This is a genomic window from Arthrobacter mobilis, from assembly GCF_012395835.1.
Taxonomy (GTDB): Bacteria; Actinomycetota; Actinomycetes; order Actinomycetales; family Micrococcaceae; genus Crystallibacter; species Crystallibacter mobilis.
In genome coordinates, this window is the sequence record NZ_JAAZSQ010000007.1 from 83,854 (window position 1) to 108,983 (window position 25,130).

The 25,130-nt window shown below is 68.9% G+C and carries 26 protein-coding genes; 6 read left to right on the top strand and 20 right to left on the bottom strand.

Annotation, left to right across the window (positions count from 1 at the left end):
- The 4 genes from HGG74_RS09375 to HGG74_RS09390 form a co-directional block, all read right to left on the bottom strand.
- A partial coding sequence (locus tag HGG74_RS09375) for a transposase (protein ID WP_168486180.1) occupies positions 1–358 on the bottom strand: 358 nt, incomplete at its 3' end.
- A gap of 66 nt (positions 359–424) precedes the next feature.
- Entirely contained in the window at positions 425–1,594 is a 1,170-nt protein-coding gene (locus HGG74_RS09380; protein WP_168486090.1) for an acetyl-CoA C-acyltransferase, read from the bottom strand.
- The gene (locus tag HGG74_RS09385; RefSeq protein WP_168486091.1) at positions 1,591–2,244 is read right to left on the bottom strand and encodes a CoA transferase subunit B; all 654 of its coding nucleotides are present in this window, start codon (positions 2,242–2,244) and stop codon (positions 1,591–1,593) included. Before HGG74_RS09385 ends, HGG74_RS09380 begins: the two co-directional genes overlap by 4 nt.
- A gap of 27 nt (positions 2,245–2,271) precedes the next feature.
- Entirely contained in the window at positions 2,272–2,988 is a 717-nt protein-coding gene (locus HGG74_RS09390; protein ID WP_168486092.1) for a CoA transferase subunit A, read from the bottom strand.
- Positions 2,989–3,166: 178 nt separating this feature from the next.
- Between HGG74_RS09390 and HGG74_RS09395 the strand changes: the two genes are divergently transcribed.
- Complete coding sequence (locus HGG74_RS09395; RefSeq protein WP_168486093.1) at positions 3,167–3,955, top strand: IclR family transcriptional regulator; 789 nt, start codon at positions 3,167–3,169, stop codon at positions 3,953–3,955.
- Between the two features lie 15 nt (positions 3,956–3,970).
- Here HGG74_RS09395 and HGG74_RS09400 read toward each other — a convergent pair whose 3' ends face one another.
- Positions 3,971–5,041: an alcohol dehydrogenase catalytic domain-containing protein gene (locus HGG74_RS09400; protein WP_168486094.1), complete on the bottom strand. Its 1,071-nt coding sequence runs from the start codon at positions 5,039–5,041 to the stop codon at positions 3,971–3,973.
- Between the two features lie 228 nt (positions 5,042–5,269).
- Positions 5,270–6,277, bottom strand: a complete 1,008-nt coding sequence (locus HGG74_RS09405) for a carbon-nitrogen hydrolase family protein (RefSeq protein ID WP_168486095.1) — start codon at positions 6,275–6,277, stop codon at positions 5,270–5,272.
- Between the two features lie 178 nt (positions 6,278–6,455).
- Here HGG74_RS09405 and HGG74_RS09410 point away from each other — a divergent pair, with 178 nt between their 5' ends.
- Positions 6,456–7,385 (top strand): AraC family transcriptional regulator, encoded by a 930-nt coding sequence (locus HGG74_RS09410; protein WP_168486096.1) that lies wholly within the window; start codon positions 6,456–6,458, stop codon positions 7,383–7,385.
- A 19-nt stretch (positions 7,386–7,404) separates the two neighbouring features.
- Here HGG74_RS09410 and HGG74_RS09415 read toward each other — a convergent pair whose 3' ends face one another.
- From HGG74_RS09415 to HGG74_RS09445, 7 genes are all read right to left on the bottom strand, one after another.
- Entirely contained in the window at positions 7,405–8,970 is a 1,566-nt protein-coding gene (locus tag HGG74_RS09415; protein ID WP_168486097.1) for a molybdopterin-dependent oxidoreductase, read from the bottom strand.
- Positions 8,971–9,003: 33 nt separating this feature from the next.
- Entirely contained in the window at positions 9,004–9,444 is a 441-nt protein-coding gene (locus HGG74_RS09420) for a DUF4383 domain-containing protein (protein WP_168486098.1), read from the bottom strand.
- Between the two features lie 95 nt (positions 9,445–9,539).
- The gene (locus HGG74_RS09425; RefSeq protein ID WP_168486099.1) at positions 9,540–10,325 is read right to left on the bottom strand and encodes an anti-sigma factor; all 786 of its coding nucleotides are present in this window, start codon (positions 10,323–10,325) and stop codon (positions 9,540–9,542) included.
- Entirely contained in the window at positions 10,325–10,936 is a 612-nt protein-coding gene (gene sigK / locus HGG74_RS09430; RefSeq protein ID WP_376766129.1) for an ECF RNA polymerase sigma factor SigK, read from the bottom strand. The genes HGG74_RS09425 and sigK overlap by 1 nt, the downstream gene beginning before the upstream one ends.
- Positions 10,937–10,971: 35 nt before the next feature.
- Positions 10,972–11,637 carry a fasciclin domain-containing protein gene (locus HGG74_RS09435; protein WP_168486100.1) on the bottom strand — a complete coding sequence of 222 codons (666 nt, stop codon included), beginning with the start codon at positions 11,635–11,637 and terminating at the stop codon, positions 10,972–10,974.
- Positions 11,638–11,792: 155 nt separating this feature from the next.
- On the bottom strand, positions 11,793–12,467 hold the full coding sequence (locus HGG74_RS09440) for a response regulator (RefSeq protein WP_168486101.1): 675 nt from the start codon (positions 12,465–12,467) through the stop codon (positions 11,793–11,795).
- Positions 12,467–14,041 carry a sensor histidine kinase gene (locus tag HGG74_RS09445; RefSeq protein WP_168486182.1) on the bottom strand — a complete coding sequence of 525 codons (1,575 nt, stop codon included), beginning with the start codon at positions 14,039–14,041 and terminating at the stop codon, positions 12,467–12,469. The genes HGG74_RS09440 and HGG74_RS09445 overlap by 1 nt, the downstream gene beginning before the upstream one ends.
- Positions 14,042–14,283: 242 nt before the next feature.
- On the opposite strand from HGG74_RS09445, the gene HGG74_RS09450 reads away from it, so the two are divergent.
- Genes HGG74_RS09450 through HGG74_RS09465 form a run of 4 tightly spaced genes read left to right on the top strand, consistent with a single transcriptional unit; the run spans position 14,284 to position 17,821 of the window.
- A complete protein-coding gene (locus HGG74_RS09450) occupies positions 14,284–15,297 on the top strand; it encodes a Bug family tripartite tricarboxylate transporter substrate binding protein (RefSeq protein ID WP_168486102.1) in 1,014 nt (337 codons plus the stop codon).
- The gene (locus tag HGG74_RS09455; protein ID WP_168486103.1) at positions 15,294–15,797 is read left to right on the top strand and encodes a tripartite tricarboxylate transporter TctB family protein; all 504 of its coding nucleotides are present in this window, start codon (positions 15,294–15,296) and stop codon (positions 15,795–15,797) included. Before HGG74_RS09450 ends, HGG74_RS09455 begins: the two co-directional genes overlap by 4 nt.
- Positions 15,798–17,426 (top strand): tripartite tricarboxylate transporter permease, encoded by a 1,629-nt coding sequence (locus tag HGG74_RS09460; protein WP_246262785.1) that lies wholly within the window; start codon positions 15,798–15,800, stop codon positions 17,424–17,426.
- Positions 17,423–17,821, top strand: a complete 399-nt coding sequence (locus HGG74_RS09465; protein WP_168486104.1) for a universal stress protein — start codon at positions 17,423–17,425, stop codon at positions 17,819–17,821. The genes HGG74_RS09460 and HGG74_RS09465 overlap by 4 nt, the downstream gene beginning before the upstream one ends.
- 994 nt (positions 17,822–18,815) lie before the next feature.
- On the opposite strand, the gene HGG74_RS09475 is transcribed toward HGG74_RS09465, so the two are convergent.
- From HGG74_RS09475 to HGG74_RS09505, 7 genes are all read right to left on the bottom strand, one after another.
- Positions 18,816–19,529 (bottom strand): sulfite exporter TauE/SafE family protein, encoded by a 714-nt coding sequence (locus HGG74_RS09475; RefSeq protein WP_168486105.1) that lies wholly within the window; start codon positions 19,527–19,529, stop codon positions 18,816–18,818.
- A gap of 121 nt (positions 19,530–19,650) precedes the next feature.
- Positions 19,651–20,334, bottom strand: a complete 684-nt coding sequence (locus HGG74_RS09480; RefSeq protein WP_168486106.1) for an SDR family NAD(P)-dependent oxidoreductase — start codon at positions 20,332–20,334, stop codon at positions 19,651–19,653.
- Positions 20,334–21,533, bottom strand: a complete 1,200-nt coding sequence (locus HGG74_RS09485) for a sialidase family protein (RefSeq protein WP_168486107.1) — start codon at positions 21,531–21,533, stop codon at positions 20,334–20,336. The genes HGG74_RS09480 and HGG74_RS09485 overlap by 1 nt, the downstream gene beginning before the upstream one ends.
- 20 nt (positions 21,534–21,553) lie before the next feature.
- Positions 21,554–22,327, bottom strand: coding sequence for an HpcH/HpaI aldolase family protein (locus tag HGG74_RS09490; RefSeq protein ID WP_168486108.1), 774 nt, complete (start codon positions 22,325–22,327; stop codon positions 21,554–21,556).
- An 81-nt stretch (positions 22,328–22,408) separates the two neighbouring features.
- A complete protein-coding gene (locus HGG74_RS09495; RefSeq protein WP_168486109.1) occupies positions 22,409–23,398 on the bottom strand; it encodes an aldo/keto reductase in 990 nt (329 codons plus the stop codon).
- Between the two features lie 17 nt (positions 23,399–23,415).
- Complete coding sequence (locus tag HGG74_RS09500; RefSeq protein WP_168486110.1) at positions 23,416–24,246, bottom strand: ABC transporter ATP-binding protein; 831 nt, start codon at positions 24,244–24,246, stop codon at positions 23,416–23,418.
- On the bottom strand, positions 24,239–25,129 hold the full coding sequence (locus HGG74_RS09505) for an ABC transporter ATP-binding protein (protein ID WP_168486111.1): 891 nt from the start codon (positions 25,127–25,129) through the stop codon (positions 24,239–24,241). The genes HGG74_RS09500 and HGG74_RS09505 overlap by 8 nt, the downstream gene beginning before the upstream one ends.
- Position 25,130: the final 1 nt, after the last annotated feature.

Here is a 25,130-nt window from a genome sequence, read left to right on the forward strand (position 1 = left end):
CGGCGTAGCCGCCGTCGGCCCACACCTGCACGATGGAAGGGCATTTTCGCCCGGGCCGCAGGTTCCCGTCCGGCCGCCTGCCGGACCGCCCCGCGCAGCGCGTCGTGGACCCGCCGGTCGTGCCATCGGCGTTCGAGCGCTGGAAGTACCAGTAGACGGTGCCCCAAGGCGGGAAGTCATGCGGCATCATCCGCCAGGCGCACCCGGTACGGTCCACGTACAGGATCGCGTCCACGATCCGCCGCCGGGAATGCCTTGCGGGGCGGCCACCGGTCTTGGCCGGGACCAGCGGCCCGATCAGGGCCCACTGCTCGCCAGTCAGATCCGAGGGGTGGGGACGAGGCGAAGAACCTGCCATACCTTCACGCTGGCCTCCTCCGGCTGTCAGAGTCAACCACCCGCAGGACACTTTCCCAACACTTAGTTAGAGGGACCGGAGCACGACCGCGCTGCCCTGGCCGCCGCCGCCGCAGATGCCCGCCGCGCCGAGGGTGCCGGGGCCCTGTTCGGCCAGTTGCCGGGCCAGGGTCCCGACGATGCGGGCCCCGGATGCTCCGATGGGGTGGCCGAGGGCGATGGCCCCGCCGCGCGCATTGACGGTGCCGCCGTCCAGGCCCAGGGTGCGCAGCGACTGCACGGCAACGGCGGCGAACGCCTCGTTGATCTCCACCGCCGCGAGGTCTGCCGGCGCGGCGCCGGCCTTCTCCAAGGCGGCGAGGATCGCGTTCGCCGGCTGGTTGTGCAGCCGGACGTCCGGGCCGGCCACCAGCGCGTGCGACTCGACGGCGGCGAGCGGGGACAGGCCCAGCCGTTCGACGGCGGCCGGGCTGGCGAGCACCAGCGCGGCGGCCCCGTCGGTGATCTGCGAGGAGTTGCCGGCGGTGATCGTGCCGTCCGTGCTGAACGCCGGGCGCAGCCCGGCCAGCGTTTGGGCGGTTGTGTCGGCGCGCACGCCGTCGTCGTCGGCCACCACGGTCCCGCCGTGGCGCGAGGTGATGGTGTAGGGCTCGATCTCGCCGGTGTGGAAGGCGGCGTGCGCGGCAGCACGCTGGTGGGAGGCTGCGGCCCAGGCGTCCTGGCCGTCACGGTCCAGGCCGAGCTCGATGTTGCCGTCCTCGGTGGAGGCCCCCATGGAGCGGCACTCGAACGCGTCGGTCAGCCCGTCGAACTCAAGCGTGTCGATCAGCTCCATTGCCCCGTACTTTTGGCCGGCGCGGGCACCGAGTACGTGCGGGGCCAGGGACATGGACTCCTGGCCGACGGCCAGGACGATGTCGGCCTCTCCGCCGGTGATCAGGCGCTCGGCCTCGACGACGGCTTCCATGCCGGAGAGGCACACCGCGTTCAGCGTCAGCGCCGGCACCGTCAGGGGGATGCCGGCAGCGACGGCGGTCTGCCGGGCCGGATTCTGTCCGGCCCCGGCCTGCAGGACGTGCCCGGCGATGACCCGCTGGACCTCCTGGGGCGCGATCCCGGCCCGGCGCAGCGCGGCCGTGGCCGCGTGGGCCCCGAGCGCGGTGGCGGGCACGGAAGCGAGCCGGCCGTTGAAACGCGCGAACGGCGTCCGGGCATACCCGGCGATCAGCGCGCTCATGCCGGCACCCCCGCCTCGAGCTGCACACTGAACGGGGCACCGGTCAGGGCGCGGATCTGATCGACGTCGTGCCCGGGAGCGGTGCGGCGCAGCACCAGGGCAGAATTGGTGATGTCGAATACCGCCAGGTCGGTGACGATCCGGTCCACCACGGCGACGCCGGTCAGCGGCAGGGTGCACTGTTCGACGATCTTCGCCGAGCCGTCCTTGGCCGTGTGCTCGGTGAGCACCACCACACGCGGGGTGCCGGCGACCAGGTCCATGGCCCCGCCCATGCCCTTGACCATCTTGCCGGGGATGGTCCAGTTGGCCAGGTCCCCGGCCGCGGAGACCTGCATGGCGCCGAGGATGGCGACCTTGACGTGGCCGCCGCGGATCATGCCGAAGGAGGTGGCCGAATCGAAGACCGACCCGCCGTCCAGGATGGTCACGGTCTGCTTGCCGGCATTGATCAGGTCCGCATCCTCCTCGCCCTCGTAGGGGAACGGGCCCATGCCCAGCAGCCCGTTTTCGCTCTGCAGGGTCACCCGCACGCCCTCGGGCAGGTTGTTGGCCACCAGCGTGGGAATGCCGATGCCCAGGTTCACGTAGTCGCCGTCGTTCAGTTCCGCGGCGGCAATGGCCGCCATTTCGTCACGGGTCCAGGCCATGTCTCTCTCCTTCTGAAAGCGGTTGGGTCAGGCGCCGACGGCGGCGGGGCGGGGGCGGACGGTGCGTTGCTCGATGTCCTTGGTGCGGTTCGAGGCCTGCACCAGGCGCTGGACATAGACCCCGGGGGTCACGATGTGGTCCGGGTGCAGTTCCCCGGGCGCCACGATGACCTCGGCCTCGGCGATGGTCACCTTCCCGGCGGTGGCCACCACCGGGTTGAAGTTCCGGGCGGTGTACCGGTAGATCAGGTTGCCCTCGGTGTCGGCGGTGTGCGCGTGGACCAGGGCGAGGTCGGCCGTGATGCCGCGCTCCTGTACGTACAGTTCGCCGTCGAATTCGGCGTGCGGCTTGCCCTCGGCCACCTGGGTGCCGACGCCGGTCCTCGTGTAGAAGGCGGGGATGCCGGCACCGCCGGCGCGCAGCCGTTCGGCCAGGGTCCCCTGCGGGTTGAACTCCACCTCGAGCGTCCCGGCCAGGAACTGCTCGGCGAACAGCTTGTTCTCGCCCACGTAGGAGGCCAGCACCTTGGCCACCTGCCCGGACTCAATCAGCACGCCCAGGCCCTTGCCGTCCACCCCCATGTTGTTCGACACGATGGTCAGGTCCCGCACCCCCGACTCCCGCACCGCGTCGATCAAATCCGCCGGAATGCCCGAAAGACCAAAACCGCCCACCGCGACGGTCATCCCGTCTGCGAGCACATCCCACAGTGCTGCCGCCGGGTCTGCGCAAAGCTTTGACATCTGCTGCCCCTTGCCGTCGTTCCGTGTCTGTCCACTTTGTGGACGATCCAATGTCACGGAAGACTAGCCACGGTGCCGACGGTGCGTCAACAACGCCGAAAATTGGCCCTCATAGTGTGGACCGCGTGCCGTAAACTGTCCATATTGTGGATAGGACATGGTGGGAAGGAAGTACCTGATGGCAGGAGAGCCGGTGCAGGGAGCGCAGGTGGTGGGCCGGGTGGCGCAGCTGCTGCGGATTGTGGCGCGGGCAGCCGACGGCGGGGCGGCGCTGCCGGACATCGTCCGGGCCTCGGGGCTGACCCGTCCCACGGTGCACCGGCTGCTGACTTCGCTCGCGGCCGAGGGCCTGCTGGACCACAGCGCCGACACCGGAACCTGGCATCTGGGGCCCGAGCTGTATGTCATGGGCGCGGTGGCCGCGAACCGCTTTGCCATCGAGGACCTGGCCCGCCCCAGCCTGCGCCGGCTCGCGGACGAGACCGGGGAAAGCGCGTTCCTGTCCATCCGCCGCGGCGACGAAACGGTGTGCCTGGTCCGCGAGGAGGGCAGCTTCCCGGTCCGCTCCTTCGTGCTGCACGAGGGGGTGCGCTTCCCGCTCGGCGTGGCCTCGGCCGGGCTGGCCATCATGGCCTTCCTGCCGGAGGACGAGGTGGAGCGGCTGCTCGCGGACACCGGGCCCCGGGAAGGAAGGTTCGGTCCCGCGCACAGCGCCGGCAATATCCGGGCCAACCTGGAAGCCACCCGCAGGACCGGGTACACCGTCAACCCGGGCCTGATCCTGGAAGGCAGCTGGGGGATGGGCGCGGCCATCTTCGACCGCAACGACAGGCCGGCCTGGGCCTTGTCGCTGACCGGGATCGAACAGCGGTTCCGCCCGGAGCGGCAGGAGTTCCTGGGCCGGCTGCTGCTGGAGGAGGCCCACAAGATCACCCAGCAGCTGCGCCGGCAGCCGGCCGGACGGTAGTCGCTGCCGCAGCGCTCAGCCGTTCGGACGCAGTACTGCCTTGAGCAGCAGATTGCCCTCTGCGTCCGTTCCCTCGGCCGAGTGGTGCAGCGCATGGACCGCCTGGTCCATGGGATAGACCCTGACCAGCTTTTCGCCCAGCCAAGGCACGGTAGTCAGGAACTGCAGGGCTGCCTCATAGTCCTTCCGGCCCGAGGCGTAGCTGATCAGCGCCTCGAGCTTCTTCCCCGGGATGGTCTTGACGCTCTGCTGGGTTCCGGTCGCATAGACCGCTACCAGGACCAGCCTGCCGCCGGGCTTCAGGGCCTGCACAGCGGTCGTGAGCTGCTTGCCGGAGCCGGAGGCCTCCAGCCACACGTCGACGCTGTCCGGGTCCGGATCGGTGATGGTCCGCAGGCCGAGGCTGTCGGCCAGCATCTGCCGGCGCTCGTGCAGCGGACCCTCCCGGCCCACCATCACGACGTCGGCGCCCAGGCTCTTGGCCACCAGCGCGGCGATCAGGCCGATCGCGCGCGTGGTCGAGACTGCGACCCGGTCCCCGGGACTGATCCGGCCGACGACGGCGGCGGCGCGCCAGGCGATGGAGGCGGGCTCGGTGAGCACCGCCGTCGTATCCGGCAGGCCTTCGGGCACCGGGAGCAGGCTTCGCCAGGGGACAATGGCGCGGCCGGCGGCCGTGCCATTGCGGCCAAGGCCGAGTGAGCTGCCCCGCGGGCAATCTTCCGGCCGGTCCGCCACGCACGCCTCGCAGCGGCCGCAGCCGACGACTGCCTGCGGGACCACCCGGTCGCCGTGGGACGGCCAGTCCGGGACCAGCAGCCCGGTCGCGGTGACCACGCCGACGGCCTCCTGGCCCAGGACGGTTCCGGGAGCGACCCAGTCGACGACAGGATCCGCCTGGTAGACCACGACGTCGGCCCCGCACAGGCCGCACAGCGTAATGCTCAGCTCCACGTCCTCCGGCCCCAAGGCGGCCAGCGGATGGTCGACCAGGCCCACGCCGCCGGCTTCCACGGCAGTGCGCGCCAGGGCCGGAACCTCCCGGCCAACGCCGGTGCGGCGCCTGCCCGGAACACCTGCCGTCATGGACCATCCCTCCCTCGAATCCCTGGTTCCGATCCTATCCGGAGCCACGGGTGGGGGAACGGCAGAATTGCCAGTTTCAGCGGGCTGCGGCGGCCTGGCGGAACAGCTCGCCCAGGATGGCTGCGCCCCGGTGAGCCGGTTCCAGCGGGTGCCTTCGGCCATCACTTCGGCGAGTGCGTCTACCAGAGCTCGCCCACCTGCCGGTGCCGTTCCGCCGAGCGGAAACGGTCAGCCGGCGGGCGCCGGCTCAGGCTCGGGCAGCGGGGCGAACAGCTCCCCGTCGAGTTCGCCGGGACGGACCATGGGCGTGCGGGCGCGGTCGTCGAAGAGCAGCCGGGTCACGTCCGGGCGGGCGTAGTGCCCGGCCGGGTCCACGGTGTTCTTGGCCAGGTCGATCCGGGCCAGGTCCAGGTCGGCGTAGACGATGCCTTCGGTGGCCGGGTCCAGCGGCTCGGTGAGCAGGGCCGAATCCGGTCCGTAGACCCGGGCGTATCCACCGCCGCCGGTGTAGACCGGCGTGGGGCCGCCGTCGGCGGTGGGGAACTGGCGGGCGCCGGCCTCGGACATGATCTGGGTGGCGGTGATGACGAAGGCGCTGCCCTCCAGGGCGTAGGTCTGCGAGGCGGCCATGATGGGCTCGGGGCTGAGCGCCGGCACCTTGCCCAGGATGCCCAGGCAGGGCCAGCCGGCCACGTGGATCTGCTCGTTCTGGGCGTACATGGCGTACTTGGTCAGCGGCTGCAGGTGCTCGAAGCAGTTCAGTGCCCCGACCCGGCCGGCCGGGGTGTCGATGACCTTGATGCCGGAACCGTCGCTTTCGCCGAAAAGTGTCCGCTCCGCGTGGGTGGGCTTGAGCTTGCGCCGGTGCAGCAGGATCTGCCCGTCCGGGCCGATGACCGCCTGGGCCATGTACAGCGAGCCGCCGTCCTTTTCGCTGAAGCCCAGGACCACGGTGACGGAGTTGTCCCGGGCGGCCTCGCGGATCCGGCGCAGGTGCTCCCCGTCCAAGGTGGGGGAGTTGGCGTGGTAGCGGGCCACGAATTCCATCTGCTCGTACACCGGGTAGGACCACAGGAACACGGGGTAGCCTGGGATCCAGGTCTCCGGGAAGGCCATCAGGTCCGCCCCGCCCGCTGCGGCTTCCCGGATCAGCTCCACGGTCTTGGCAGTGGTGCCCTCGATGTCCAGCCACACCGGTTCGGCCTGCACGGCGGCCACGCGCACTGTCGGTGCCATTGGGTACTCCTTCTTCTGGGTGGGAATGGATTGTTTCCACGGTATGTTTCAGGTCACAGGCCTGTCCTTGACGTTTTCTGCACACGGCGGGGCGTTTCCTGCAGGCCCTGCTAAAGTTCCGGGAACCCGGCGGCCGTATGGCCCGCCGGCGGACCGACCGCGGATCGAGGAGGCATGGGTGGCAGTCATCTCCGCTGCCGACATCGGCACCTGGCAGCAGATCGCCGGCCGGCACTTCGTGCCGCTGCGCTGCACGACGCCGGGCAGCACCTTCACCGCCACCCTTTCCCCCGTCACGCTCGCCCCGGATGTGTCCGTGTGCCGGATCGGCTCCGGGCCGGTGCGGGTGGAACGTACGGACCGCCTGACGCGCCGCGACGACGGCGATGACGTGCTGCTGTCGCTGCAGCTGGGCTCCTCCGGCACGGTCAGCCAGCACGGGCGGACCGCCAGGATCGCACCGGGCGCTGCCGCCCTCTACGAGACCAACCGGCCCTATGTCCTGGACCATCCGCACCACGGGCAGGACCTGGCGGTCCTGCGCATCGGCCGGCGGCGCCTGGGCGTGCGGGACCGGCTGATTGCCGACGCCTGCGGCCGGACCCTGGACCGGCGGGTGCCCGGCATGGCAGCCTTTGCCGGCTACCTGCGCGGCCTGCTGTCCGAGGACGCCGTATCCGGCGCCGGGACGCGGCAGGAGCTGGGCGGGACGGCAGCGGACCTGCTCTCGATGGTGCTCCGCTCGTTCGCCGGCCTCGGACATGCCGGCTGGGACAGCGACCAGGTGCTGCTGGCGGCGGTGCATTCCTACATCAGGGAGCATCTGGCCGACCCCGGGCTGTCCGTGGAGGACCTGGCCCGCGCCCATCACGTGTCGGTGCGCAAGATCCATGCCCTCTTCTCGGCCGGCGGCCAGACCCCGGCGGCCTTCGTCCGGACCCAGCGGCTGCAGCGGGCCGCCGCCCTGCTGCCGGCCCGGGCGGCCACCGGCCAGTCCATCGCCGCGGTCGCGGCGGCCTGCGGCTTCGGCGACCCGGCCACCTTCAACCGCGCCTTCACCCGCGAATTCGGCTGCGCGCCGTCGAGATGGGAACCCGGGACGAACTGACGAAGCCGCGCCGGCCCGCTTACTCCACGGTGAACGTGAGCGTGTGCCAGCCGCTGGCCCCGTCGGGGACGGGCGGGGCCTGTTCGGCCGTCTGCAGTTCGCCCCGGCCGTCCCAGGCACGCACCCGGGCCTGGTGGCTGCCCGGCCGGGCGTCCTCCCACACGTAGAACCACTGGCGCCAGGTATCCACCGAGGCCTCGGCCGCCAGCTCCGCGTCACGCCAGCCGCCGTTGTCCAGCTGCACCTGCACCCGCGAGATCCCGCGGTGCTGCGCCCATGCAGTCCCGCCCAGGGCCACCCGGCCGGCGGGCACCCGGGCCAGCGGTCTGGGCACCTCGATCCGCGAGGCCGTCTTGACCGGCCCGCGCGCGGACCAGCCGCGGGTGGTCCAGTAGGCGGCCTTGTCCTGGAACCGCGTCACTTCCAGGTCCACCACCCATTTGGTGGCGGACACGTAGCCGTACAGCCCCGGGACCACCATCCGGACCGGGAAGCCATGCTCCAGCGGCAGCGGTTCCCCGTTCATGCCGATGGCCAGCAGCGCGTCCCGGTCGTCCTGCAGCACGTCCAGCGGCGTGGAGGCGCTGAAGCCGTCGATGCTGGTGGAGAGCACCATGTCCGCCCCGGGCAGCGGCTTCGCCCGGGCCAGCACCTGCCGCAGCGGGTAGCCCAGCCACTTCGCGTTGCCGGCCAGGTCGCCGCCGACCACGTTGGAAACGCAGGTCAGGGTCACGTATGCCTCGGTCAGCTCGGCCTCCAGCAGGTCCTGGAAGCGCAGCGTGAATTCTTCCTCCACCATCCCGTGCACGCGCAGGCTCCAGCCGGCCGGGTCGACTTCCGGCACGATCAGTGCCGTGTCGATGCGGTAGAACTGCGGGTTCGGCGTCACGAAATCGACGACGCCGGGGACCGGGGCCTGCACGCCGGCCGGCAGCGGGGCAGCGGGGGAGGCAGCGGCCGGCAGCCGCAGCGCCTCACGCACCGCCCGCGCCGCATTGCGGACGCCGGACAGGACGCTGCCGCCGGCGCCCACGACGGCGGCGGCACCGGCCAGCAGCGCCGCGCTCGCCAGGAACCTGCGCCGGCCCACCGCCTGGGAGGATTCCGGGCCGCCGTCGGCCGGCGCGCTGTCGGCAGCCGCGGCCCTGCCGGCCAGCAGCCGCAGGGCGGCCAGCCCGGCGGCAGTGCCCAGGACCGTCGGGACCAGGTCAAGGGCCGAGGCACCGGAACGGGTTGCCACGCAGGCGCCGATCACCACGGACAGCACCACCACCAGCCCGGCGCCGAGGCTCCAGCGGCGCCGGGCCAGCAGCCCGGCCAGGCCTGCCAGCAGTGCGGCCACCACGCCCATGGCGATGAACAGCACCAGCTTGTCCGCGGTGCCGAAGGTCGCGATCGCGAAGTCCTTCAGCCACGGTGGGGTGAAGTCGATGAAGGTGGAGCCGACGGCGGCCAGCGGCATGGCCGCCGGGCCGAAGAAGGCCGCGGCCAGCTGTGCCGTCCCGAACAGGACAGCCGCTGCCACCACCCCGGCCAGGACTCCCGGCCACCGGCTGGCCGTCCGCCGTCGTTCCACCGTTTCCATCGGGATCAGTTCCTTTCCGGGCAGCGCCCGGCCTCAGCGCACCACGCGGCGGCCCAGCACGCTGCCGAGCACGATCATGGCGGCGCCCAGGACGAAGTGCAGCCAGTTGTCCGCGGTGTTCACCGGGACGAAGTTGGCCGGCGTGCCGTGGCCGATCAGCATCCCGTACAGCCACAGCACCAGGTACACCGCGCCGCCGAAGAGCAGGTACCCCTTGGCGCCGGCTGCGCTCCTGGCCAGGGCGAGGCCGCCGATGCCGAAGAGCAGGTGGACGATGTTGTGCAGCACGGAGACCTGGAAAATGCCCAGCAGCAGGGCCCCGGATTCGTGCCCGGCGAAGGACAGTTCGCCGTAGTTGCTGGTGACGCCCGGGATGAACCCGAGGACGCCGACCAGCAGGAAGGCGGCGCCGACAGCCGCTGCTGCGGTTTGCACTGCGGTGCGCCGGCGCTGGGCGATATTCGAAGCGGTCATGGTTCTCTCCTTAATCCGGTACCTGCGGGCCCGGCGGCCCGCAGGTTCTCCTGCACCGGTACTTCGGAGCCGGACGGTCATCCGGATTGGAACACTTAAAGTTCCTGCAGCATGATCGGCGGGCTGGTTGGCTTGGCCGACCCGGCCGCCGGTTCGATGGTGATCCCCACGTGCGTGGCGCCGGCCAGACCGCCCTCCAGGACCTTCATCCGCGGCGCATCGGCGGCCGGAGCGGTCAGCATCCCGGCCGGCACCGCGTCGTCACCGGAAATGATCCAGAGCTCGTAGCCCTTGTCTTCCGGCAGCTGTGGCAGGCCGTGGGCCATGACCGCAGCTTGGTCCGCCGAGCCGGAATAGGCGACGGTGACCACCGCGCCGTCCATGCGCTGGGTGGCCAGCCGCGCGTCCTTGGCCGAGATAATCTGCATCATCGCCGCCTGCTCCCGCGACGCCGCCGCCAGCTGCTGCTGCAGCTGCCGCTGCTGGGCGGCCTGGCCGAGCACCCAGCCGCCCAGGCCGGCGACGGCCAGCAGGAGCACGGCCGCGGCTGCGGCCAGGGCGCGCACGGCGCCGGCCGGCAGCGCGCGCCTCCGGGCGCGGGACCGGGCCGAGGTGCCGGTGGCCGGCAGGTCGCGTACGACCGCCGGGGCCGGCAGCTGCCGGGTGTTCCGGATGGCGGCCATGACATTGTCCTTGACCCGGGCCGGCGGCTGGACAGCCTCGGTGCCGTAGGCGAGCAGCGCAGCGGTTTCGCTCAGGCTGCGCACTTCCTCCAGCGTGGACTCGGATTCCAGCGCGTGCCGTTCGAAGGCGGCACGTTCGACGTCGTCCACGGCATTGAGCGCATAGGCGCCGGTCAGCAGGTGCAGCTGTTCGTCCATCACGCCACTCCCAACTTGTCCCGAAGCCTGATCATGCCATCCCGGATGCGCGTCTTGACCGTTCCCACCGGCACCCGCAGCAGGTTCGCCACCTCCTGGTGCGTATAGCCGCCGTAGTAGGCCAGCCGGATCGCCTCCTGCTGTGCGGCGGTCAGGCTTTCCATCGCCTTCAGTACCCGTTCGGCTTCGAGCTTGGTTTCGACGCTCTCCTGGACATCGTCATAGCTGTCCTGGTACTCCTTGATGCCCTGGCGCAGGTCCCGCTCGGTGCTGGCCTGGCTGGCCCGCACACGGTCCACCGCGCGGCGGTGGGCCATCACCAGGATCCAGGACAGCGCCCTGCCCCGGTCGGCGTCGAAGCGCGTGGCCTGCTGCCACACTTCCACGAAAATCTCCTGGGTCACTTCCTCGCTTTGGGCCGGGTCGCGGACAATCCGGCGGACCAGGCCGAACACCGTCGGGGAGACGGCATCGTAAAGTGCCTCGAAGGCCGCCTCGTCACCGAGGGCGACGCGGCGGATGAGGTCTTCATGGGTTGGCGGCGGGGCCGGTGCCACGGCGCGCAGCCACGGTAGGCGCATATGCTCAACGTTCTCATGGCCGCCCGCCATTGGTCACCCTCCCCGCCGCACCTGTGCCGAAGCCGTTACTTGGCCGGAGGCATCAGGACCGAGTCGACCAGGTACACCGTGGCATTGGCGGTCTTCACGCCGCCGCAGATCACGTTGGCATCATTGACCTTCAGTCCGTCCCCGCTGCCGGAGACCTGCACTGCGGCACCTTGGGCGGTCTCGTGCTCGCCGGCCATCTCGTCCGGGGACAGCTGGCCCGGCACCACGTGGTAGGTCAGGATCGTGGTCAGCGTGTCCGAATCCGTCTTCAGAGACTCGATGGTCTTTTCCGGGATAGCCTTGAAGGCCTCGTCCACCGGGGCGAAGACAGTGAACTCGCCGCCGTTGAGGGTGTCCACCAGATTCACGTCCGGGTTCAGCTTGCCGGACACCGCGGCCGTGAGGGTGGTCAGCAGCGGATTGTTCGCGGCAGCCACGGCCACCGGGTCCTGGGCCATGCCTTCGACCGAGCCGGCCCCGTCCGGCACCTGCGCGGCGTAGTCGGCGCAGCCCGGGCCCACCAGGTTGGCCGCCGGGTCCATGGCCGCCTGGCTGCTCTCCGCGGTGGGCGAGCTCATCGACGTTTCGTCCGGGGCATTTTCCGCAGCTCCGGACCCGCCGGAACTGCAGGCGGTGAGCCCGAAGGTTGCGGCGGCGGCCAGGCCAAGCACTGCGGTCAGTTTCTTCTGGGTAGCCAGCATGGTGGCATCTCCTGTCCTCCGGCGGCCTGTGCGGGCCGCCGCTGTGGTCCCTGCCGTCTTAGGCGGCGCGGGCTGTCAGGAGTACTTCGGAGCCGAGGACTGATCGGATTGAAACAGTTTGGAAGCCATGCCCGCCGCCGTACGGCTGGGCGGGTTCAGCCGGCCTGCCGCCAGGCGTAGCGGCGTTCGGGCCGGCCCACCCCGCCGTAGCGCAGGCGGACCTCCACACGGCCCTCCTCGCTCAGGTACTCCAGATAGCGGCGTGCGCTGACCCGGGACGTGCCCAGCAGCTCGGCGGCTTCGGTCGCCGAGAGGTCCGTTTCGGTCTTCCGCAGCAGCTGCTCGACCAGTTGCAGGGTCTCCACGCTGCAGCCCTTGGGCAGCGGGCGTTCGGTGCGGCTGACGCCGAACACCCGGTTCACGTCCGACTGGTCGGCGGTGCTTTTCGCGGCGGCGAGCGGCCGGTAGGCCTGCTGGTAGTGTTCGAGCCGTTCGCGCAGGTCCTCCTGGGAGAACGGCTTCATCAGGTAGTGCACGATGCCCCCGCGCAGCGCCCGGCGCACGGTGTCCATTTCCCGGGCGGCGCTGATGATCAGCACGTCCAGTTCGGGCGCCGCCTCGCGCAGCTGCTGCAGCAGGTCCAGGCCGCTGATGTCGGGCAGGTGGATATCGAGCAGCACCAGGTCCGGGTGCAGGCGCCGGACCGCCTCGAGGGCCTGGGCGCCGGTGTGGGCCACGCCGGCGACTGTGAAGCCGGGCATTTGCCGGACGAATCCGGCATGCACTTTGGCGACCATGAAGTCGTCATCGATTATCAGGACCTTGATCATCAGCGGTGGCTCTGCTTCTTCATCCGGGCGGTAAACACCGCGCCGTTGTCGTTGTGGACGGTTACCTCGCCGTCGCGCCTGAGACATATTAGCCGGGTGAGGGCCAGGCCGAATCCTCTGCCGCCGTCGTTGGCGGAGGTCTTGGTGGTGAACCCCTGCCGGAAGATGTCATCCATTCGTCCGGCGGCGATCCCCGGGCCCGAATCGTGCACCATGACGACTATCTGGTCCGCGTCATCGGTGACCGTGATCCGCACCTTGGGGTCCGCGGTACCGCCGACGGCGTCCATGGCGTTGTCGATGAGGTTCCCGGCCACCGTGGTCAGGTCCCGGGAGAGGCCCTCGTCCACGCGGTCCAGGGCCGAACCTTCTGTCAGCTGCAGGGCCACGTTGCGCTCGGAGGCGAGGCTGGCCTTGGCGATGAGCAGCGCGGCCAGCGCCGGATCGTGGATCCGGTGGGTGACGTCGTCGTAGAGCCGGGTCCGGCTCAGGCTGACCCCGTTGACGAAATTGACCACTTCGTCATACTCGCGCAGCTGGATGAGGCCGGAAATAGTGTGCAGCTGGTTGGCGAATTCGTGCGTCTGGGCACGCAGCATATCCGTAGTCGCGCGGGTGGTGCCCAGCTCCTTTTCCAGGGACGAGAGCTCGGTGCGGTCGCGCAGCGTGGTGACGGAGCCGATGATCTTGCCGTGCGAGCGCAGCGGCATGCGGTTGGAGACCACCACGCGCTCGCCCACGAGGACCAGGCGGTCGGGGTCCGGCTGGTCGGTGGTCAGGACCTCGCGCAGCTGCGGCTGGATGCCGAGTTCGTCCAGGCTGCGGCCGAGGCAGTCGGGCGGGAGGTCGAGCAGACGGCGTGCGCTCTCGTTGGCCAGGGTGACGCGATCCTCGGGGTCCAGGGCGATGACGCCTTCCTTCACCCCGTGCACGATGGCTTCACGGTGCTCGACGAGGCCGGCGATTTCGTCCGGTTCCATGCCCAGGGTCTGCCGTTTCACCCTGCGGGCCAGCAGCACGGAGCCGGTGCCGCCCAGGGCGAGGGAAACCCCCAGGTAGGTCAGCAGGTTCGGGGCGGCCTCGCCGAGCCGTTCGAGGACCGAAGGGTATTCGCGTCCGACTGCGGCAATGCCGACCATCTTTCCGCTGTTGTCCAGCACCGGCACATGGGCGGCGAGGTAGGTTCGGCCGCCCACGGCCACCGGCCCCGTCCAGGCCCTTCCGGACAGGACGCGGCTGCCGCCCAGCGGCAGCTTGGAACCGAGCTGGGCCGGGTCGGGCGAGGTCAGGATGGTCCGGTCGGACTTGGCCAGGATGACGAACCGGGAACCGGAGACGGTGCGCACGGATTCGGCCACGGCGGGCAGGGCCGCGCCGAAGCCGGGTTTGGCATCCGGCAGGAGCGCGCGGACCACCGGTGTGGCAGCCAGGGATTCGGCGGCGGAGAGGGCCCTGCGGCCTTCCACCCGTTCGAACGCCTGGGCGGACTGCGCCAGGGAGAGGGCGACGACGCCGATCAGCACCACGGTGACGATCAGCAGCTGCAGGACAAGGTACTGCCCGGCCAGCGTCAGGCCGCGGCGCCGTTTATTCGCGCGGCCGCCGGCATGCTGATCCACTCTGATCCCTCCTGCTGGACCCGGACTCGCCGCCGGGGCCACCTGTTTGTCGGGTGAACTATATCCTCTGCCCCGGCAGGACGGGCATCCGGGCGTGAACACAATGAACTCAATTTTCTTTGAGAACGCAAACGTGCCCTGGGTCACATCCCGTTTTACGGTGAGTGAACTCCACCACTTTTGAGAAGAGGATTTCCATGCGTAGAAACAACGTGTTCCGCCTGGCCGCCGCTGCTGCCGGCCTGGCATTGGCCATGAGCGGCTGCGGCGTCACCGGATCGGGCAGCGGCAGCGACGCCGGCAACTCGGCTGCTGCCGGGGGCCCCGTCAGCGACCTGCGCATCATGGTTCCGAATACGCCCGGCGGCGGGTACGACACCACCGCCCGCGTGGCCGCGAAGGTCATGGAGGAGACCGACATCGCCTCCAATATCGAGGTCTTCAACCTGGCCGGTGCCGGCGGCACGGTGGGCCTGGCCCGCACAGTCAACGAAAAGGGCAACGGCGACCTGGCCATGCTGATGGGCCTGGGCGTGGTCGGTGCGAGCTACACCAACGACTCCGAGGCGAAGCTGACCGAAACCACCCCGCTGGCCCGCCTGGTCCAGGAACCCGGCGCCATCATGGTGTCCAAGGACTCGCCCTACAAGACTATTGACGACCTGGTGAAGGCCTGGAAGGAAAACCCGGGCAAGGTCAGCGTCGGCGGCGGCTCCTCGCCGGGCGGCCCGGACCACCTGCTGCCGATGCAGCTGGCCCAGGCCGTGGGGATTGATCCGAAGGACGTGAACTTCGTGTCCTACGACGGCGGCGGCGACCTGCTGCCGGCCATCCTGGGCAACAAGCTCGGCTTCGCGGCTTCCGGTGCCGGGGAGTACATCGACCAGATCAAGAAGGGCGAGATCCGCGTGCTGGCCACCAGCGGCGAAGAGCGCCTCGAGGGCGTCGACGCGCCGACCCTGAAGGAATCCAACATCGACCTCGTGTTCACCAACTGGCGCGGCATCGTTGCCCCGCCCCAGACCAGCGAGGAAGACAAGCAGAAGTGGATTGACGCGCTGGAGAAGATGCACGGCACTCCCGAATGGCAGAAGGCCCTCGCGGACAACGGCTGGAGCGATGCCTTCGTCACCGGCGATGAGTTCACCTCCTTCCTGAAGGAGCAGGACGAGCGCGTGGCCAGTGTCCTGTCTGAGCTGGGGCTTGCGTGAATCAGCTGGTTTCCCGGCTGAAAGGCCGCTCCGAGCTGGGCCTCGCGGCCCTGCTCGGGGTGGTCGGCGCGGCCGTCATCCTCGACGGGCTCTCGCTGTCCGTCCCGTATTCGCAGGCCGACCCGGTCGGACCGAAGACCATGCCGTTCATCGTCGGCGGTCTGCTGCTGGTCTGCGCGGTGCTGCTGGCCGTCAACGTGCTGCGCGGCGGCCAGGGCGAGGCCGAGAGCGGCGAAGACGTGGACCTGTCCCATCCCACCGACTGGCGGACCGTGGTCCCGCTGATCGGCGCGTTCGTGCTCAATATCGTCCTGGTCGACACCGTCGGCTGGGTGATCTCCGGAACCCTGCTGTTCTGGGGCAGCGCCTGGGCCCTGGGCAGCCGCCGCTACCTCCGGGACGCGATCATCGCCGTCGTCCTGGCCCTGGGCACGTTCTACGGTTTCTACCTCGGCCTGGGCATCAGCCTGCCGGCCGGACTGCTGCAAGGAGTGCTCTAAATGGAGACGTTCGACCTGCTGATGCAGGGATTTTCGACGGCGGCAACTCCCCTTAACCTGCTCTACGCCTTCATCGGCGTGCTGCTGGGCACCGCCGTGGGCGTGCTGCCCGGCATCGGCCCGGCCATGGCCGTGGCCCTGCTGCTGCCGGTGACCTACGGACTGGAGCCGACCAGCGCGTTCATCATGTTCGCCGGCATCTACTACGGCGGCATGTACGGCGGGTCGACCACCTCCATCCTGCTGAACACCCCGGGCGAGTCCGCCACCGTCATCACGGCCATCGAGGGCCACCGGATGGCCAAGGCCGGCCGGGCCGCGCAGGCCCTGGCGACGGCGGCCATCGGCTCCTTCGTCGCCGGCACCATCGGCACCGCACTGCTCGTGACGTTCACGCCGATGGTGGTGGACTTCGCCGTCAGCCTCGGCGCCCCCAGCTACCTGGCCATCATGGTCCTGGCACTGCTCGCCGTGACCGCCGTGCTGGGCTCCTCCAAGCTGCGCGGCTTCGCCTCCCTGGGCCTGGGCCTGGCCATTGGCCTGGTCGGCCTGGACAAGGTGACCGGACAGCAGCGCCTGGTCTTCGGCCAGCCGCTGCTGGTGGACGGGCTGGACATCGTCGTCGTCGCCGTCGCGATCTTCGCCGTCGGCGAGGCGCTCTGGATCGCCGCCCACCTGCGGCGCAAGCCGCTGTCGACCATTCCGGTGGGCCGGCCCTGGATGGGCAAGCAGGACTGGAAGCGGTCCTGGAAGCCATGGCTGCGCGGCACCGCCTACGGCTACCCGTTCGGCGCCCTGCCGGCCGGCGGCGCGGAGGTCCCGACCTTCCTCTCCTACGTGACCGAGAAGAAGCTCTCCAAGCACCCGGAGGAATTCGGCCACGGCGCCATCGAGGGCGTTGCCGGGCCGGAAGCGGCCAACAATGCGGCGGCCGCCGGCACCCTGACCCCGATGCTCGCCCTCGGCCTGCCCACCAACGCCACCGCCGCCGTAATGCTGGCCGCCTTCGTCCAGTACGGCATCCAGCCCGGGCCGCTGCTGTTCGACAACGAGCCGGAACTGGTGTGGGCGCTGATCGCCAGCCTGTTCATCGGCAACACCTTGCTGCTGCTGATCAACCTGCCGCTGGCGCCGGTCTGGGCCAAGCTGCTGCAGCTGCCGCGGCCGTACCTCTACGCCGGCATCCTGTTCTTCGCCACGCTGGGTGCCTACGCGGTGAACCTGCAGGCGTTCGACCTGGTCATCCTGCTGGTGCTCGGCCTGCTCGGCTTCGCCATGCGCCGCTACGGGCTGCCCGTGCTGCCGCTGATCATCGGCGTCATCCTCGGCCCGCGCGCCGAGGAGCAGCTGCGCAAGGCCCTGCAGCTCAGCGGCGGGGACGTGTCCGGCCTGTGGAGTGAGCCCATCGCCGTCGGTGTCTACATCGTTGCGGCGCTGGTCCTGGCCTGGCCGCTGCTCGCCTTCGTGCTGCGGAAAACCCGTGGTCCGCGTCCGGAAACGGCGGCTGCGGATCAGCCCGCGGCAGTGCCCGGCACGGACCTGGATGCCCCTGCCGGCGGGCAGAACCTGCGCCCTGTTGCTTCCCCTCAGGACGAGCACGTTGACGAGCGCATTAAGGAGAGGCCATGAGCGTCGTCGTCGGATACATCCCCACCCCCGAGGGCGAAGCCGCCCTGGAACGGGCCATCGCGGAAGCGCGGAACAGGCAGGACAGGCTGGTGGTCATCAATTCCTCCCGCGGCGACGCCTATGTGGACCAGCGGTTCGTCCAGGCCGACGGGGCCGAGGCCCTGGCCCGCCGGCTGGAAGCGGCAGGGGTCGACCATGTGCTGCTGCAGCCGCTGCGCGGCCACGACGCCGCGGACGAAGTCCTGGACGCGGCCGAATCCCACGGTGCCGGGCTCATCGTGATCGGCCTGCGCCGGCGCACCCCGGTGGGCAAGCTGATCATGGGCAGCACGGCGCAGCGGATCCTGCTGCAGGCAGAATGCCCGGTCCTGGCCGTCAAGGCCGCGGCCGGCTGACCGGCCCGCAACGGCCCACCCCGGACGGTTCGGCGGCGGTACTCCATAACGGGGCCGCCGCCGAACCGTCCGGCGCCTTTCCCAAGGCACCGGGCAAGCAGCGGTCCACCAGGCTTGCGGACGTTTTCGGGTCAAACAAGTGCATCACGGCCATTTGAAGTGTCAAGGCACGGCGTGCTGGTCAACGCCATCGCCCCGGGACCGATCAATACCCCCACTGACCCAGCGGATGAGCGACGCGTGGAAAACCCAAAAGGCTGTTGAGCTGCCGTTGGGGCGGTTCGGCAATCCGGACGAGATGGCACCCACAGCGGTCCTGCTGGCCAGCGACCCGGACGGGAACTTGTACGTCGGCCAAACCCTGGGACCGAACTCGGCGACGTGATGCCCTAAGGTCATCGTGCGCAAGTAACTGTCGCGGGTGGAGCTACACCCGCTCCACCCGAGGCCTTTGCAGATGACCAGGCACTTCAAAAGTTCAATCTTGGCCAGTCCCTGCTCCTAGAAGTGCACTCGGTCCTCCAAGGGAAAGATCTCGACCATGAAAACTGCGTCCTCATGCTCTTGGCAATCACCTCGCAGGTGAATAAGACCGCTTTCTGGCGGGCTACTGTTTCGCCGATAACCGTGACCATGACAATCAGTTGTGTGGATGACTGAATAAAAGCGATGCTCTATCAGCATGAGGCGGAACGAACGAGCTGCGATAGAGCTTTGGTTTAAGGAGCAGCCGTCATTCCGCCGCATGCATAAACTTTCAGATCTTAGCGAGTCGGTGGAGCACCCGGCTTATGCGACAGGCGTGCCTTCAGCATCCGGACAGTAGATGGAACCGTGTGGGGTAGCAGGGCTCACGCATTGAGCCTTGGGAAAGAGCCTCACACCAGCTCTGCCGTGGGTCGCCGTCGGCGTCTGCACTCCCGAACACGTCGGTGCATGGACGTGACTCAGCCAATTAAGCATCGGAGGAGTCGTCCGCGCGGGCACTGTGCTTTTACAGCGCTTGGAGAAGAACGAGGATGGCTCCCAGTGTGGACGCGCTCAAGGCTACGTGCCGGATGCGGCGTCGGTTCAAACGCCGGTTGAGTATGCGCGATAGGGCGAATCCCAAAATCATTGCCGGCGCCAGCAGCGCGGCGAATATCAGCGTGCGGTGGTCCAACGCGCCCACCCAGGCAAGGGCGGTCAGGGACATGATGGCACCCACCAGGAAGAAGGCGCTCATGGTGCCTCGCATTTGGGACTTCGACGAGCCATGCCATACCAGGGCCATTGGGGGACCGCCGATGGATGTGGCTGTCCCGAGGATCCCTGAAGCCGCACCCGCGGCTGCAACAGTGAGGGGGCGGGGCTTTGGGCGCCAACCGCAGATGCTGAGCATGACTCCGAAAAGCACAGCGCCTGCAAGTGTCAGCGCCAGTCCGCGGGCGGGCAGGATAACGACCAATAGAGCGCCGAGCGCCGTTCCCGGGACGCGTCCTAGGAGAGCCCAGCCGGCCCCGGCGAAGTTTATGGTGGTGCGATCACGAATGACACCGAGCGTGGTGGCACCGGCAGCGAGCAGCACGAGGGACCCTGGAAGCAGTGTGGGGTCGATCAGTGCGATCACCGGGGCTGCCATCAGCCCCAGCCCGAATCCGATTGCTCCCTGCAAGCATGAGGCAACAACGATCACCGTCGCGATGATGACAAGCTCTGCTCCACTCACGTTTGCACTTTCTCAGGCTGGATACGGTAACTCGGGTCGGGCTTGCTTCCTTGAGGCGCTGGGCAGGAAGCCCGCCGGGCCCCGCGGCATGAGGCACGCGGGCCGGCGGTGTCACGGCGGGCTACAGGGATGCGCCCCCGCAGATAGTCAGCTGCTGGCCAGTGATGGACTTCCCGTGAGGACCCAGGACTAGCCCTGCCAGCGCTGTCACGTCCCTTGGATCGACCAGCGATCCCAGCGGCGGGATACGGGGAGGCACCGACGCACGTCCTGGATCGGAGAGCATTGGCGTGTCCGTGGGGCCGGGGGCGATGATGTTTACGGTGATTCCCCGGGGTGCCAGTTCCATGGCCCAGCTGCGGCCGAGTCCGACGAGGGCTGCTTTGGTCGCCGCGTACTGACTCTTGCCGGGGTTGCCGGACATGGTGCGGCTGCCGATGAGCAGGATGCGGCCGTTGTTTTCGAGCCGTTCCACCAAGGCATCTGCCAGGGTTGCGGCGGCGTCGACGTGGACTGCGAACATCTCCCTCAAGGCGTTTCCGTCCAACCGGCCGAGTATTTCGGCACGTTGGAAACCGGCTGCATGAACGAAGGCGCGGATGTTCCCGACGTCTTTGACGGCGGCGGGGAGTTCCTGTGGCTTGGACAGGTCCGCCTGGAGCCACTCGAACCCTGCCTCCAGTTGCGGGCGGGTCCGGCTGAGCCCTGTGACCTGCCAGCCGTTGTCGAGAAGGTGCCGGGTGATGGCGAGCCCGATGCCGGAGCTGCACCCGGTGACGAGAGCGTGCGGATGCGCTGCTGTCATCACCGGGTGCCCTGGTAGGCCCATTGCGGATCGACGCGCACATACTTGATGGCTTGGCGGAAGTATGTGTAGGCGATATGCAGCTTTCCGTCAGGGCCTTCGTGGATGCTTGGATACGAGAATTCCCGGTTCAACCCGTCCCTGGAGTTATTGGAGAGGCAGTATCCGTCGCCGACGTCCAGGTCCCGACGGACAGGCCAGCTGCGTCCGCCGTCTTCCGAGATGGCCAGGGTCATTGGTGCCCGGGGGGTGCCCCAGAACGCCGTACGCCCGCCACGCGCGGCGGGATCGGGCTCGGACAGGATTGCCTGCTCTGCGGCCAGGCCGTTGTCGTCGATCTCGTCGTACAGGGAGAGCCGGCGCTCGGTATGCGCGTCGGCCCGGCTGTGGTTATAGACGAGTGCCAGACGGCCGTCACGGAGCCGGATGTACTGGATGGATGAGTTGTTGTTCGGCAGTTCGGTGGGCACGGGCTCGTTCCAGGTGCCGCCGCCGTCGGTCGAGCGGGATTCGTAGATGCTATCGGCCCAGCGGCTGCGGAACAGGGCGAGCAGGGATCCGTCTTCAAGCTCCTGGATGTCCATGTGAACGCAGCCAGTGCTGCCGGGCAGTACCTGCTGGGACCAGGTAGTGCCGGCGTCGTCGGAGACCATTATGGCGCTGTCGTCATTGTTGCCCACCCATTTCTCCCCGGGCGTGGTGAGGCACCGGAAAACGGGAATGATCCAACGGCCGGAGGAGAGGACGACCGGTGGCTGGCGGACGAAGATTCCGCCGTCTTCGTTCGCGGGGAAGAGGGTTTCGACAGGGCCCCAGGTGGCTCCGCTGTCCTCTGAGATGCGGCGGCGCACCTCGGCTGTGTCCTGGTTTCCGGCCAGTTGGGCGGTGTAAAGCAGCCAGACCCGTCCGTCGGGGGCGTTGAAGAGTATGGGGTTCTGCTCGGACCGGGCGGGGTCGTCGGAGAGGCGGACCGGTTCTGACCAGGCCGCGCTGCCGGGGGAGAGGGTGGAGAACCAGACGGAGATGTCGGGGACGCCTTCCTGCGTGCCGCCGAACCAGACGCAGCCAAGGCGGCCGTCCGGCAGGGTCATCAGGTTCGCGGCATGGCTTTGCACCGTGGGTGCCGGAAGGTAGGCGTAGGCCAGGTCCCCGTCATTGTGAAGCTTGCCGTCAGGGGTGATGGTGTCATAGGAGTTCATGGTCAGGACGGTCTCCGGGTTCAGTCTTCGAGTGCGGCGTTGAGGTGCTGCCGTGCTACGGCTTCCAGGTGGACAAGGTCGGAGGCGACGGTGGCGAACGTGTAGCCCTGCCTGAGCCGCTTGCTGGCCAGGGCGCCGTCGGCGGTGTGGATGCCGGCGGCGATGCCGGCGGCTTCGGCGGCTTTTGCCACCTTCTCCAGCGCCTCTTCGAATTCGCCGGCTACGGCCGGGTCGCCTGGGAAGGCGCCGCCGACCGCCAGGGTCAGGTCGGAGGGGCCCACGTAGACGCCGTCGAGTCCCGGGGTCGCGGCAATCTGCTCTACGTTTGCCAGTCCGTCGGGGGTTTCGATCATCGCGAAAACCAGCGTTGTGTCGTTGGCTTCTGCCGGGACCGGCCCGATTCGCAAGGCGGACCGCATGGGGCCGTAGGAGCGGCCGCCGAGCGGCGGGTATTTCGCGGCCGAGACCGCTGCCGCGGCGTCGGCTGCAGTGTTCACGAGGGGCACGATGATGCCCGCGGCGCCGGCGTCAAGGGCTTTGCCGATGGCCGTCAGGTCGTTGGATTCGACGCGGACGACTCCCGCTGACGTGTTCCCGGCGTCAATGGCGAGCATGCCGTTGAGTACGCCGGAGTAGCCCAGCAGGCCGTGCTGGGCATCCACGGCGACGTAGTCATAGCCCAGCCGGGCAATGCGTTCGGTTGCCACCGGCGCGTCCATGACAATCCAGTATCCGACGGCGTGTTCACGGGCACGGATCTTTCGGGCAAATTCCAGAGCTACGGGGGATGTCATCAGTGCTGCTTTCTTCTCGGATCGGTCCGGTACTGGAACAGGACGGCAAACTCTGGGAGCCGCCTGAAGTTTGACACGGGGTTAGCGGTTGTAGGCGGGCATCGGGCCGCGCAGCGCGGAGCCGACCTCATCGCAGGCAGCGACGATGTCCTGGGCGAGGGGTCCCTTCGCCACGGCCTCCAGGTTGGCCTGCAGCTGTGCCGCCCTGGAGCCGCCCAGAAGCATGGAATCGACGCCCGGACGGTGGGCCAGCCACCGCAGGGCCAGTTCGACGAGGCTGACGCCGGCTTCGCCGGCGATCCGGGTCAGCTGTTCGACGGCGTCAAACAGCTGACGGTCCCAGTAGCGCTGGGTGTACATGGCGGCCAGCTTGGAGTCGCCGAAACGGCCCTCTGCAGGTTTCTCATTGAAGTTGTGGCGGCCGGTGAGCAGCCCTCCTCCGAGCGGGTTGTAGACCATGGTGTGCAGGCTGTGGCGGGCGGCAAATTCCAGGTATTCCTCTTCGACGCGGCGGGCGACGAGGTTGTAGAGCTGTTGGGCCACGACGGGACGGGGGGCTCCGACGGCGGCGGCGGTGTGCTCCACGTCAGCGATCTGCCAGGCGGCGTAATTGGATACGCCAAGTGCCAGGATCTTGCCCTCCGCGGCCAGTTCCGCGACGGTGCCGAGGGTTTCCTCCAGGGGAGTCTGGCGGTCCGGCTGGTGGAGGTAGAACAGGTCCAGCCGGTCGGTCTGCAGCCGCCGGAGGCTGCCTTCCACCGAGGCGCGCAATGCCGGGGCGGACAGCAAGGGCCGGCCGCCTGCATCGGCGTGCGGCATGCCTGCCTTGGATGCAAGGAATACGCTGTCCCTGCGGCCCCGGAGCAGGCGTCCGAGCATGTCCTCGGTGGCTCCGCCCACGTAGGCGTTGGCGGTGTCGACGGCGGTGATGCCGGCGGCGAGGGCGGTGTCGAGCATCTCGGCGGCGGTGGCTTCGTCGGCGGTGTCTCCGAACGTCATGGTGCCCAGGACGAGCTTGGAGATCCCCGGCAGCTGCCGTGACGGGGCGGTCTGGTTGAGTGGGATGGTCATGAGTGTCCTTGTCTGGCTTAGGCCGGGGTCTTGAGGGCGAGCGAGGATACGACGTGGCGGGGTTTGATCCCGTGCATGGTTGCAGGGTCCAGGGCGGCCCGGCGCAGCCGGCGCGTGTAGTCAGCCTGCGGCCTGGTGAGGACCTGCGATGTGGTGCCGTTCTCGACTACCTCCCCGCGGCGCATGACCAGGACATGGTCGCTGATCTCCTGAACGACTCCCAGGTTGTGGGAGATGAAGACATAGGTGATGCCCGTGTCCGCCTGGATTTCACGGAGGAGTTCCAGAACCTGGGCCTGGACTGAGACGTCCAGGGCACTGGTGGCTTCGTCACAGACCAGCAGTTGAGGCCTGGAGGCGAGTGCGCGTGCGATGCCGATACGCTGGCGCTGACCGCCGGAGAACTCTGCCGGGCGGCGGTCCAGGGCGGAGGAGGGCAGGCCGACGCGGTCGATGAGGCGGGCGGCTTCCTTGCTGCGCTCGGTCTTGGATCTGACGCCGCGCAGCTTGAGGGGTTCGGCCACGATGTCCTGCGCGGACAGGTGGGGGTCGAGGGATCCGTACGGGTCCTGGAAGACCATCTGGAATTTGTGGCGCAGGGGGCGCAGCCGGGACTCGGGCAGGGATGCGAGGTCTGTGCCGTCGAGGAGGATTTTTCCGCCCGCGGGCTGGAGCAGGCGCATAAGGGCTTTGGCGACGGTGGATTTGCCGCAGCCTGACTCGCCGACGATGGCCAGTGTGCTGCCCCGGTCCGCGGTGAAGGAGACGTCGTTCACGGCGCGAACGCTGCCGCCGTGGACGTGGTATTCCACGACCAGGTTCTGTACGGAGAGGAATGGTTCAGACATGGCGCGGGTCCTTTCCGGCTGCCTCCGGCACCGTGGGGGAATCGGTCTCGTCCCATTCCCCGAGGGTGGGTACGGCGGCGAGCAGCTTGCGGGTGTAGTCCTGTTGCGGTGCGTCCACGATCTGGCGCACGTCCCCGGATTCGACGAAGACGCCGTTCTTCATGACGTGGATCCGGTCCGAGACCAGCCTGGCGACTCCGAGGTCGTGCGTGATCATGAGGATTCCGATACCGCGCTGTTCCTGCAGTTCCAGCAGCAGGTCCAGGATGCCTGCCTGAACCGTGACGTCCAGGGCGGACGTGGGTTCATCTGCCACCAGAAGTTCCGGTTCGCTGGCCAGGGCGATGGCTATGAGCACCCGCTGCAGCATGCCGCCGGAGAGCTGATGTGGATACTTCTTCAGTTGAGAGGCCGGGTCCGGGATATGGACCTGCTGCAGGAGGAGGACCGCGCGCTCCCGGGCAGCCTGGGTGGAGTCGGCGGCGCCGGCAATGCGGATGGCCTCGGTCATCTGCCGTCCGATCGAATGCACGGGGCTCAGGGCCGTCATCGGGTCCTGCGGGATCAGGGCGATGCTGCGCCCACGGACGGAGGTGATGGCCTTGCGGTCGGACAGGACGTCGCGGCCGGCGATGGAGACATGCCCGGAGAGCACGGCCAGGTCCGGCGGTAGCAGCTGGAGCACGCCCATCGCCGTCGTCGACTTACCGGAACCGGATTCGCCGATGATGGTCACGGTCTCACCTCGTCCGATGCTGAACGAGACGCCGTCGACCGCCCGGACGATGCCGTTCGGGGTGATCAGTTCAATCTGAAGGTCTTCGACGTGCAGCAGAGGCGCTGCGCTGCTTCGGCGGGCAGCCGCCTGGTCTGTCAGGGTCATC

What these genes read in the sequence shown, in the direction of transcription:
- HGG74_RS09380 (WP_168486090.1), bottom strand. Translation starts at nt 1,594, where the DNA reads ATGAGCGCGCTGATCGCCGGGTATGCCCGGACGCCGTTCGCGCGTTTC.
- HGG74_RS09385 (WP_168486091.1), bottom strand. Translation starts at nt 2,244, where the DNA reads ATGGCCTGGACCCGTGACGAAATGGCGGCCATTGCCGCCGCGGAACTG.
- HGG74_RS09390 (WP_168486092.1), bottom strand. Translation starts at nt 2,988, where the DNA reads ATGTCAAAGCTTTGCGCAGACCCGGCGGCAGCACTGTGGGATGTGCTC.
- HGG74_RS09395 (WP_168486093.1), top strand. Translation starts at nt 3,167, where the DNA reads ATGGCAGGAGAGCCGGTGCAGGGAGCGCAGGTGGTGGGCCGGGTGGCG.
- HGG74_RS09400 (WP_168486094.1), bottom strand. Translation starts at nt 5,041, where the DNA reads ATGACGGCAGGTGTTCCGGGCAGGCGCCGCACCGGCGTTGGCCGGGAG.
- HGG74_RS09405 (WP_168486095.1), bottom strand. Translation starts at nt 6,277, where the DNA reads ATGGCACCGACAGTGCGCGTGGCCGCCGTGCAGGCCGAACCGGTGTGG.
- HGG74_RS09415 (WP_168486097.1), bottom strand. Translation starts at nt 8,970, where the DNA reads ATGGAAACGGTGGAACGACGGCGGACGGCCAGCCGGTGGCCGGGAGTC.
- HGG74_RS09420 (WP_168486098.1), bottom strand. Translation starts at nt 9,444, where the DNA reads ATGACCGCTTCGAATATCGCCCAGCGCCGGCGCACCGCAGTGCAAACC.
- HGG74_RS09425 (WP_168486099.1), bottom strand. Translation starts at nt 10,325, where the DNA reads ATGGACGAACAGCTGCACCTGCTGACCGGCGCCTATGCGCTCAATGCC.
- sigK (WP_376766129.1), bottom strand. Translation starts at nt 10,936, where the DNA reads ATGGCGGGCGGCCATGAGAACGTTGAGCATATGCGCCTACCGTGGCTG.
- HGG74_RS09435 (WP_168486100.1), bottom strand. Translation starts at nt 11,637, where the DNA reads ATGCTGGCTACCCAGAAGAAACTGACCGCAGTGCTTGGCCTGGCCGCC.
- HGG74_RS09440 (WP_168486101.1), bottom strand. Translation starts at nt 12,467, where the DNA reads ATGATCAAGGTCCTGATAATCGATGACGACTTCATGGTCGCCAAAGTG.
- HGG74_RS09450 (WP_168486102.1), top strand. Translation starts at nt 14,284, where the DNA reads ATGCGTAGAAACAACGTGTTCCGCCTGGCCGCCGCTGCTGCCGGCCTG.
- HGG74_RS09460 (WP_246262785.1), top strand. Translation starts at nt 15,798, where the DNA reads ATGGAGACGTTCGACCTGCTGATGCAGGGATTTTCGACGGCGGCAACT.
- HGG74_RS09465 (WP_168486104.1), top strand. Translation starts at nt 17,423, where the DNA reads ATGAGCGTCGTCGTCGGATACATCCCCACCCCCGAGGGCGAAGCCGCC.
- HGG74_RS09480 (WP_168486106.1), bottom strand. Translation starts at nt 20,334, where the DNA reads ATGACAGCAGCGCATCCGCACGCTCTCGTCACCGGGTGCAGCTCCGGC.
- HGG74_RS09485 (WP_168486107.1), bottom strand. Translation starts at nt 21,533, where the DNA reads ATGAACTCCTATGACACCATCACCCCTGACGGCAAGCTTCACAATGAC.
- HGG74_RS09490 (WP_168486108.1), bottom strand. Translation starts at nt 22,327, where the DNA reads ATGACATCCCCCGTAGCTCTGGAATTTGCCCGAAAGATCCGTGCCCGT.
- HGG74_RS09495 (WP_168486109.1), bottom strand. Translation starts at nt 23,398, where the DNA reads ATGACCATCCCACTCAACCAGACCGCCCCGTCACGGCAGCTGCCGGGG.
- HGG74_RS09500 (WP_168486110.1), bottom strand. Translation starts at nt 24,246, where the DNA reads ATGTCTGAACCATTCCTCTCCGTACAGAACCTGGTCGTGGAATACCAC.
- HGG74_RS09505 (WP_168486111.1), bottom strand. Translation starts at nt 25,129, where the DNA reads ATGACCCTGACAGACCAGGCGGCTGCCCGCCGAAGCAGCGCAGCGCCT.